The organism is Pseudogracilibacillus sp. SO10305, from assembly GCF_037072005.1.
In the GTDB taxonomy this organism is placed as follows: domain Bacteria; phylum Bacillota; class Bacilli; order Bacillales; family Amphibacillaceae; genus Pseudogracilibacillus; species Pseudogracilibacillus intestinigallinarum.
In genome coordinates, this window is sequence record NZ_JAXHDE010000002.1 from 264,991 (window position 1) to 274,586 (window position 9,596).

Below are 9,596 nucleotides of genomic sequence, written 5' to 3' on the forward strand. Positions count from 1 at the left end.
TGTATTCCCTCCTAAATTATCTTTGTAGTTTTGATAATTGTTCGTATTCTTTTTCTAATATTCGTGATGTACGAATAAAAATAGCCATTAACTCTTTGTACGTCTTACGCGTTTCTACTTCTGGTGTATGTGTGAATGTCGTACCAATCATCGATGTAACGTGAGAGAAATCATCTATTTCTCCGTTTGCATACATGCCGAGTACACATGCACCTAAACAGGATGATTCATAACTTTGTGGAATAGACACTTCTAAATCAAAAATATCCGCCATCATTTGACGCCACAGTGGTGAACGAGAAAAACCTCCTGTAGCCTTTACAGTATGAATCGACGTATCCATTACTTCGTTTAAAGCAATTAATACACTATATAAATTAAACATAACACCTTCTAATACGGCGCGAATCATATGTTTCTTTTCATGTGTTAACGATAAACCGATAAATGAACCACGCATATTCGGATTCCAAAATGGTGCCCTTTCTCCCGCTAAAAATGGATGAAATAATAATCCATTCGCTCCTGCTGGGACATCTGCTGCAATCTCTGTTAACATATCATACGGATTTTTATCGAGACTTTTAGCAACTTCTACTTCACTCGTCGCTAATGCCTCTTTCAGCCAACGTAAAATCATGCCACCATTATTAACTGGTCCCCCAATAACCCAATGCTTTTCTGTTAATGCATAACAAAATATCCGGCCTTTTTCATCTGTTCTTGGTTGGTCAATAATCGTTCGTACTGCACCGCTCGTACCTATCGTTACAGCGACATCTCCTTCTTCGATTGCGCCAACCCCAACATTTGATAATACGCCATCACTTGCTCCAATGATAAAGGGTATCTCCCCATCTAAGCCCATTTCAGCTGCATATTTACTATTTACGTCATGAAACTTTTTCGTCGTTTTCACAAGTTTCGGAAGTTTTTCTTCCGTAATTTTCACTATATTTAATGCAGCTTCATCCCAAGTCAATTTTTCTAAGTTCATCATTCCTGTAGCGGAAGCAATCGAATGGTCCACTACATATTGTCCAAACAGACGGAAAAATATATATGCTTTAATCCCAATATATTTTTTCGTTTTCATCGCTATTTCTGGATGGTCATTTTCTAACCACATTATTTTACTTAAAGGGGACATGGCGTGGATTGGTGTTCCAGTATTCCGATAAATTGCATGTCCATTATGATATTTGCGAATGAGATCCGCCCATTTAGCACTTCGGTTATCAGCCCAAGTGATACATTTCGTTAAAGCTTGATCGTTTTCATCTATTGCAATCACGCTATGCATTGCCGCACTAAATGAAATAAAATGAATCGTTCCATCTCCTGCTTTTGCAACACAATCTTTGATCGTTGTTATTACAGCTTGAAAAATCTCTTCCGGATCTTGTTCCGCAACTGCCACATTCGGTGAATGAAGTGGATAGCCAACATCCGATTTATAGACGGCTTCTCCATTTTTTTTAAATAAAACAGCTTTCGTACTTGTCGTTCCTATATCGACACCGATCATATAATTAGTTCTCTTCAACATACTCCCTCACTTCTTTTAACATCTCGGGATTCGTCCATAAATCTTCGACACCATTTTGAACGTCATTAAAATTGCTTTCAAATGCTAAATCTACTTTAGTATTCTCTTTCGTTTCAATCGCATCAATAATGAGTTCGTGGTTCGTAAGGATTCGTTCGAAATCTCTGTAATTCGTTAATCCACGATAACGCATCGATAATATTATTAAACATTCCATCACAGGGCGAAGTTGTTCCCAAACGATGGTCATTTGTTGATGTTGGATTGAGCGAATAATCGTTTCGTGGAAATTCATATCTTGTAATGAAAACTCATCCATATCTTGAAATTTAATCGCAACATGCATCATTTCATGTATTTTTCTTAATTCCTTTACGAGTGCATCGTTATTTTCCCTTTCTAACAGTCGCTTCATGACAAATGATTCAATCATTAATCTAACATCATATACTTCTTCAATATCTTTTTCTGACATGCCTAATATGACGACACCCATTCGTTCTAGACGGAGCAATCGTTCACTTTCTAATGTACGTAGCGCCTCACGAACTGGCGAACGACTAACATTATACGCTTTCGCAATTTGATTCTCTGATAATATTTCCCCCACTTGAATATGTTGTGAAATAATTCGTATACGCAATTCTTTCTCTAATTGCTTTCCGATAGATAAATGTTGTAACACATATTTATTCGGATATATGTTAATGACACCCATATGCATTCTCCTTTACATATTCTTTCCTATCTATTGCTATATATAGAGCTTCGTCGTTTTTTCATTTCCCAAAAGTCGAACAATTATCTGTTCATTTTTGTACTGTTTTTATATTCAAATTCATTTTACCACAACTTGTATACAAGTACACAATTAAAAGTATGACATTTTTAAAGCGATTTCATTTTGTAGAAAAGATATTTTTAAAAATAAACAAGAAAAGACGTTTTATCTTTTAAGCAAAGGGAATGAGGTACATAATTACTCTACATTCCTTATACGGAGTAAAATTTTATGATGGAGGGTTTTATTTGGCTGAAATTGTAAAACAAGAAAAGTTTGAGGATGGCACGTACAAAGGAGAAAAAGGAGTATTTGTAGAAATTGTAAAAATTGGTTCAAAATTCAAAGTGCAATGTCGATCAATTTATGCACATCTTGGATCACCAAGAGAGTATGTGCATCAAATTCATGAAAATCTAGAACACGCAAAAGACGCATTTGCAACACTGAAATCTCTCGTACAACAATAAAATAATGGAGTTTGGAACATGTTACACAAGACATTAAAAGTAAATAATAAAATTACTTTGTAAACTTTAATGTTTTTCAACAATTTCTGTCCTGTAAAGAACATACACATTGTTCCAAACTCCATCTTTCCTATTACGCAGATGAAGATACAGATTCATTTTTCCTCGTAAAAAAGAAGCGATATACATACATGCTAACAACTGAAATAATAAGTGCAGTCGCTAATACACCGTATTGAAAACGAACCGTTCCCATCGACATTATTTTTCCAATTCCATCTAATAAAATTGGTGAAATAAACTGTCCTACATAAATCATACTTGATACTATCGAAACAACCTTATCACTAATTGTCGGAGATGCTTCTGCTAATACTTTCATATTAATTACAGGGAATAAAATTCCTTGTCCAAATCCAACGAAACAAACACCGACTAAAATAAGCCAAACGATTGGACTGAATATAATGATGACAAATCCTAGCCCCATCACTAGCAATCCAGCTGCAATTAAATGATCCTTAAACAAAAATTGCAAATGAACGAAATATAAGCTCGTCATTAATCCACCCACTGTGGAGAATGCTAGTACAAGACCAGCAGTTTGTGAACTACCAAAATTATTTTGTTCTAAAAACAATGCCATATTCGTACCGATTGCCGTGTACGCGAGCATGACACCACAAGCTGCTAACGCATATCCATAGACATAAAACGGCACTTTTTCACGACGTTTATGTTTATCTACTTTTATCGGCTCATTCGTTGGTAAATAAAATAAAACGAGCACAAAAATAACGAGCCCTAACCAATAAACATTAAATGCAGCATTCCAACTTAAGGAAGCTAAATATCCAGCTAGTAGTATCGTAACAATTCCACCAACATTACTAAATGCGGTGTTATATCCGAACATTTTTGCTCGTTCTTTCCCATCATAATGGTCACTAATTAATGTCAGTGCAAGTGGCATCACAAGTCCTACTCCTGCCCCTAACAAGAACCGTAATACTAATAATACTTCAATAGAAGGAGAAAATTGTGCCCCTACACCTGCAATAATATAAATAGATATCCCGATTAATACGATAACCTTTTTCGGCAACTTTTTCGTTAAATAACTTGATAGAAACGAAAATGGAATAACGGTTAAGGACGGTGCAGTTAAAACGAGTTTAATCCAAATTTCATCCGCTTCCGAAAAATGTTGTGCAATAAGTCCAAGTGCAGGAGATATTGCAGCAGCTGCCATGACAGTTGCCATTGCGATCGATATGATCGTCGGCTTAAGCATTCGATTCAATTCAATCTCCCTTTCAAAAATAGTTATGACACTAACTAAACATAAAGCCCATTATAAAGAGCAATAAATGATTTGTAAAGGAAAATCGAATTAATAATAGTTAGGAAACTAACTATATATATGTACATGATTCGACAAATGTACGAACAAATATTATAATTAGCATACTAACTAAAAGGTGGAATGCATGATGATAGATCAAGAAATTAGAGAACACCTTCATACCATTTCTTCTTTAACACGAAAACAATTTGCAAAAGCCTTTCGACAAATAGGACTCCATCGTGGACAAGAGCATGTTTTATATCATTTATGGATAGAAGATGGTTTAACACAAACACAATTACGTGAACGCATTGGAACAGAAGCATCTACGATTAGCAATATGCTTAAAAAATTAGCAGATGATGGTATTATTGAACGCAAACGTGGGGAAACGGATAGTCGTGTCATCAACGTCTTTTTAACTGAAAAAGGACGAAACTTGAAAGAACCTGTCTATCAGATTTGGCGAGAACATCGGGACATTTTATTAGATGGCCTTATAGTAGAAGAAAAGTTAATCTTACGAAGAATCTTGCAGCAACTAAGCGAAAATTTGGAACAAAACGAATCATAAAAGAGGCTAAGATTTGATTAGACCCTTTATCCTTAACAAATAAATCAGTAAAAAAACTCCAAACAATGAAGCTAATAAAAAAAGACTTCGGTAAATTTTTTCACCGAAAGTCTTTCTTCTGTTCTACACTGTTCCCGCCTCATCTTTTCATTAATACCCTTTACCAAATATACGTTTAATTCGCTTTTCACCGTCGGAATAATTAGAATCAAACATCCATTTATCGTCTTTTTTAATCAAATCAACTTCAATTTGGCCACTTCCCATCTGTACCCCTTCAATTAATCCATCTATTTCTTTCCACGTATCTTCGTCTGCATTTTTTAATTCGGTTATTTGCTTTTCCTCTCGTAATGTTAACCGAACTTCAGACATATCTGTTAATATTTTGGAGTAATCTGGTAAGCGATATGTTAAACGCATTCTCGCATTATTTTCATTATAAGAGATGATCGAGCTATTCACTTCTCCCTCTTTCTTTAACATATTAATATATGTTTGATAAAATCGGTCAGCGATTTTATCTGGTAATTTTTCCGAACGTCTAAATGTAATTAATTGAAGGAGATCACTCTTCGCCTCCGCTTGTAGTGCTTTAATATCTACATCCATTTCCCCCTCTAAATCTACATCTACATCTTCTTGAAAATAGACTGCATCTACATAAGCTTGTAATACCTCTACTGGCTCATTGATTTGTTCATATGTCTCCTCATATTCACTAACATCTAATGGAATCGTAACATCATCCACTTCTTCATTTCCGTAGTTCGCTTTAGGTGAAATATGCATATCATATGTTGTATCAAATGCTACCGTAAAAAAAGCAATAAATGATTTTTGCTTTCCAGCCAAGATGGAACTTGATTGATAAAGCTGATTCCTTATAAGTGGATCTGATACGTTTTGTAATGCATCTATTTGTTTATCATCGTCATATAAAACAATATCGAATTCTGGACGGACCGGTAAAGTGTTTGATGTTTTGTTTTTTATTTTCAACTCTATCTTTACCGTACCTTCTTCATTTTCAGGATTATATGAAGGACCATTTTCCACTTGAACAAACTGTACATCTTCAATATGCACTTCTAAATTCCCGTTAGTTTTACTATCTTTTTGAACATCCTCCGGCGCTTGTTGCCGATAAATGTTAAAGATAAGTAAAATTGTTGCAACAATAATAACGAGGATTGAAACTAACCTTCCCATACCATACCACTCCTAATGCCTTTACACATATTATACCATTAAATGGAAACGGTTTAATTACATATTTGCATTTTTACCTAACCAAACGACATCACGATAATGGACAGGGTCTGTATCCCCTTCTGAATTAATAACAAGGATACGTGCATGCTCATCTAAACCAATTTGTTCTGCCAATGAAGTAGCATACTTTTTCAAATAATATACTAATCCAAGAGAAACCGCACCAGATTCCCCTGAAACAATTTTTTCATCACGTTCTAAAGGATTCCCTAATATACGCATACCTAATGCAGCGACATCATCCTCGCAAGAATAAAATGTATTCGTATATTGTTTTAAAATCCGAAATGCTCTTACGTTCGGTTCTCCACAACATAATCCTGCCATGATCGAATTCATATCCCCTGTGACCGCCTCCATATTTCCACCATTATTCGCAAAGGAGCGATAATAGCAATCTGCTAAATTAGGTTCTACAACGAAAAACTTCATCTCCTCGGTTCCATATAACTGGATAAATGAAGCAACTATTCCCGCCGCAAAAGAACCGACACCAGCTTGAACAAATACATGTGTTGGTGGTGCTTCATCCATCGTTTTTAAGTCTTCATAAATTTCTTGGACAATCGTTGCGTAGCCTTGCATAATCCATAATGGAATTTCATCATATCCTTCCCATGCCGTATCTTGAACCATGACATAGTCATTTTCTTCCGCAAGATGGTGACAAATACGAATAGTTTCATCATAATTTACATCTGTTATCTCTGCTTGTGCCCCTTCATTTTTTAACGCTTGTAGACGATGATTGGAAGAACCTTTTGGCATATAAATGATCGCTTTTTGTCCTAATTCCCTTGCTGCCCAAGCAACACCTCGTCCATGATTTCCATCCGTTGCAGAAATGAACGTGATTTCTCCAATTTTTCCTTTTACTTCTTCAGATCGTAATTGTTCAAATGTCACTTCACTTATATCTTTTCCTAGTAATTGAGCGATATATTTTCCAATTGCATAAATACCACCCATTACTTTGAACGCATGTAAGCCAAATCGTTTAGATTCATCTTTTACAAAGACTTTTTCAACACCTATATAAGCAGCTAATTGATCTAATGGGATGAATGGGGTTTTCGTAAACTTTTCACTCGTCTGTTGAAATTGAAAAACTTTTTGCATAACGTCTTTTGAAAAATATTGTAACTCGGTTTCATTAAATGTTGCATCAAAAAATGTATTTTGCACCGCTTTCACTTTGTCTCTCATTTTGCTTTATCCCCTTTACAATATATATAAAGATAAGCATACTATGAAATCGAATTTCGTCAATATGAGATGGATAACGAGGTTTAAAAGAAAAAATGAGACAAAATCTACCCTCTTATTCACATAACAGAATCAAATGTACCGCCTTCTATTAAATCATCCGAATGATAATAGTACTCACTATCCCATAATTCAAGCACTGATTTTTCCCCTTCACTAAGATGAATAAATTGTGCTATCCATTCATTTATATAACTGTCAAAGAAAAAGTCCATTTCATATAAAACATATAATTCTTTCCCTTTATCATCTTTATACTTTGCTATAAGACGTACTTCGCTTTGCCATAGATGATCAATGAAGAGCATATGATAAGAGGCTTCTTCCACACTTGCTTCCTGAAACGTTAAAGCGGGACGATCTAAGACAGAACTACTCTCATTCAGAAGTTTTTCTTCTAAACCATCTTCAATACGAAGTCTACGATCATCAAACTCATTTATTGGAATTTCTGGTAAGCTTTTTGTAATTAACCCAGCAAATTCAAACAACTCTTCCATTATATGCGAGTCTTTTCTCACAATCTCTTCTTCGTCTATTGTAATTTCTATGTTATCTTCCTTCCAAACCGTTATTTCTTCTGCTGTATGGAATGTACCTAATTCATTTTCAAACTCCACTTCTATCGTATGTGTTCCAGCATATAGCGGACCATAAGTGAAAGAACCTTTTTTCGTTTCGTTCAATGTAAAGTTATCCGCCTTTACAACTATATCTTTTAAGTCTAATCCTTCCAGTTGTAATTGATTTTTCTGCAATGTTAACGAGTAAGTCGGAAATATTCCGTACTGTTTTTCTTCCTCGTTCACTTGTACGACCGCAGTAGTATCTTTCAGCCCTTCTTTTATTTGTTGATCTATACTAGTTATTACTTCATGCAATTTTTTCTCATCTTTTAAAAGTAATGCTAAAAAATTTTCTAAAATCAAACGATCTAACTGATTATCTTCCATCCTAAACAAGTCTTCTAACTGATCGACAGACTCATTTTCGATAGCATCATTAAATGTGGATACAATATCATTAGAACGGTTCATATGAAGAAAAATAGCAATCACAGCACAAACTATGATTGCTATTCCTATAATAATACCAATTTTTTTATTCATCTAATAAATTCTTCCACCTGCAAAGATTTCATTTAACTCTTTTGCAACATCTGAGTATCCACTTTCAAATGCCCATTTTCCGTCTTTTTTCACCATTCTAATCTCAAGATTGTTACGGCTCTCTTTAGAATCTACCCCACTAATAATTTTATCTAACTTAGAAATTGCATATTCATCTGCTTTTTTCGTATTATAGTCAGCAGATTTCTCTAGGTAATCTTTTCGGACATTCGAAAATTCATCACCAACATCCATTGCCGAAATACCAATATACTCCATTTCCACTACCGCTTTTTCACCAGAGTTTCCTTTTAATTGAATATGAAATTCTCCCTTATCTTTTAATGTTTCTACATATGTATCATAAAGTTTCGCCGCCTGTTTACTGGATATCTCTTTAAATGTTGCATCATCTAAAAACTGCGTAAATTCCTTTTCAGCATCTTTTAACTGCTCTTCCACATCTACTTGCATCATTTCCTCTAGCTTATCGTCTTTCTCATCAAAATAAATGGTGTCAATATAAGCCGTTAATGCATCTACTGGTTCTTGCAACACCTCATATGTATCCTCGAATTCACTCATATCCACACTAAATGTTACCGGCTCCACCTCTTCACCTGACATTAAAAGTGGTTCAATATTTAATTCATATTCTTTGTCTCGTTCCACTTCAAATAACACACTAAACGTTTTCTTTTTATCTGCTCCTATTGATGTGTTTGATGGGACTTCTAATTCAATGGAAGCATCAAAAATACTTACCGCGTCAATTTGTTCCTCTCCATCAAATAATTGCATATCATTTTCTGGAAATATATTAATTGAACTGTCTGTTTTATTTTTTACAGCAACATTTAATTTAATCGTCCCTGTATCTCCTTCAGGATCAAACTCATCATTTTTAGACGATAAAATGAACGCCCCATCTTCTACTGTTGCTTCTAACACTTTACTTTTCCCAGATGAATCTGCTTTTTTATCCTCACCAGCACTACAAGCCGTAAATATTAGCAACATAACGATTGCTAAAACAACACTAATACTTTTCTTCATTTAAATCCCCCTTATCATGCCTTTGCGAAAGAAAATAGTTATATATGTATATATATCTAAAAACATTATTATAATTTACCATTAAAAGTCCCTATTTTACCTCTCATATATATGCAACTATTTTCATTTATATTATTATATATTCGCTGAAATTAGCTAAAATTATAT

General features: G+C 34.5%; 9 protein-coding genes. 2 read left to right on the forward strand and 7 right to left on the reverse strand.

Annotated elements, in window-relative coordinates; all coding sequences use genetic code 11:
* Positions 1-16 precede the first annotated feature (16 nt).
* Together gntK and SPD45_RS03890 are read right to left on the reverse strand one after the other, a co-directional pair.
* A complete protein-coding gene (gene gntK / locus SPD45_RS03885; protein ID WP_336266392.1) occupies positions 17-1,528 on the reverse strand; it encodes a gluconokinase in 1,512 nt (503 codons plus the stop codon).
* Between the two features lie 4 nt (positions 1,529-1,532).
* Positions 1,533-2,267, reverse strand: a complete 735-nt coding sequence (locus tag SPD45_RS03890) for a GntR family transcriptional regulator (RefSeq protein WP_336266371.1) — start codon at positions 2,265-2,267, stop codon at positions 1,533-1,535.
* A gap of 311 nt (positions 2,268-2,578) precedes the next feature.
* Here SPD45_RS03890 and SPD45_RS03895 point away from each other — a divergent pair, with 311 nt between their 5' ends.
* Positions 2,579-2,800 (forward strand): hypothetical protein, encoded by a 222-nt coding sequence (locus tag SPD45_RS03895; RefSeq protein WP_336266372.1) that lies wholly within the window; start codon positions 2,579-2,581, stop codon positions 2,798-2,800.
* Between the two features lie 133 nt (positions 2,801-2,933).
* Here SPD45_RS03895 and SPD45_RS03900 read toward each other — a convergent pair whose 3' ends face one another.
* Positions 2,934-4,094 carry an MFS transporter gene (locus SPD45_RS03900; RefSeq protein WP_336266393.1) on the reverse strand — a complete coding sequence of 387 codons (1,161 nt, stop codon included), beginning with the start codon at positions 4,092-4,094 and terminating at the stop codon, positions 2,934-2,936.
* Between the two features lie 199 nt (positions 4,095-4,293).
* Between SPD45_RS03900 and SPD45_RS03905 the strand changes: the two genes are divergently transcribed.
* Entirely contained in the window at positions 4,294-4,722 is a 429-nt protein-coding gene (locus SPD45_RS03905; RefSeq protein WP_336266373.1) for a MarR family winged helix-turn-helix transcriptional regulator, read from the forward strand.
* A 150-nt stretch (positions 4,723-4,872) separates the two neighbouring features.
* Here the strand turns inward: SPD45_RS03905 and SPD45_RS03910 are convergent, their stop codons facing one another.
* From SPD45_RS03910 to SPD45_RS03925, 4 genes are all read right to left on the reverse strand, one after another.
* Entirely contained in the window at positions 4,873-5,934 is a 1,062-nt protein-coding gene (locus SPD45_RS03910) for a DUF5105 domain-containing protein (protein WP_336266374.1), read from the reverse strand.
* A gap of 57 nt (positions 5,935-5,991) precedes the next feature.
* Entirely contained in the window at positions 5,992-7,203 is a 1,212-nt protein-coding gene (dpaL, locus tag SPD45_RS03915; protein ID WP_336266375.1) for a diaminopropionate ammonia-lyase, read from the reverse strand.
* 119 nt (positions 7,204-7,322) lie between these two features.
* Complete coding sequence (locus SPD45_RS03920) at positions 7,323-8,372, reverse strand: TcaA second domain-containing protein (RefSeq protein WP_336266376.1); 1,050 nt, start codon at positions 8,370-8,372, stop codon at positions 7,323-7,325.
* On the reverse strand, positions 8,373-9,428 hold the full coding sequence (locus SPD45_RS03925; RefSeq protein WP_336266378.1) for a DUF5105 domain-containing protein: 1,056 nt from the start codon (positions 9,426-9,428) through the stop codon (positions 8,373-8,375).
* Positions 9,429-9,596 lie beyond the last annotated feature (168 nt).

Bases quoted from the DNA above. Each gene is read 5' to 3' on its own strand.
- gntK (WP_336266392.1), bottom strand. From the start codon at position 1,528: ATGATCGGTGTCGATATAGGAACGACAAGTACGAAAGCTGTTTTATTT.
- SPD45_RS03890 (WP_336266371.1), bottom strand. From the start codon at position 2,267: ATGGGTGTCATTAACATATATCCGAATAAATATGTGTTACAACATTTA.
- SPD45_RS03900 (WP_336266393.1), bottom strand. From the start codon at position 4,094: ATGCTTAAGCCGACGATCATATCGATCGCAATGGCAACTGTCATGGCA.
- SPD45_RS03905 (WP_336266373.1), top strand. From the start codon at position 4,294: ATGATAGATCAAGAAATTAGAGAACACCTTCATACCATTTCTTCTTTA.
- SPD45_RS03910 (WP_336266374.1), bottom strand. From the start codon at position 5,934: ATGGGAAGGTTAGTTTCAATCCTCGTTATTATTGTTGCAACAATTTTA.
- dpaL (WP_336266375.1), bottom strand. From the start codon at position 7,203: ATGAGAGACAAAGTGAAAGCGGTGCAAAATACATTTTTTGATGCAACA.
- SPD45_RS03920 (WP_336266376.1), bottom strand. From the start codon at position 8,372: ATGAATAAAAAAATTGGTATTATTATAGGAATAGCAATCATAGTTTGT.
- SPD45_RS03925 (WP_336266378.1), bottom strand. From the start codon at position 9,428: ATGAAGAAAAGTATTAGTGTTGTTTTAGCAATCGTTATGTTGCTAATA.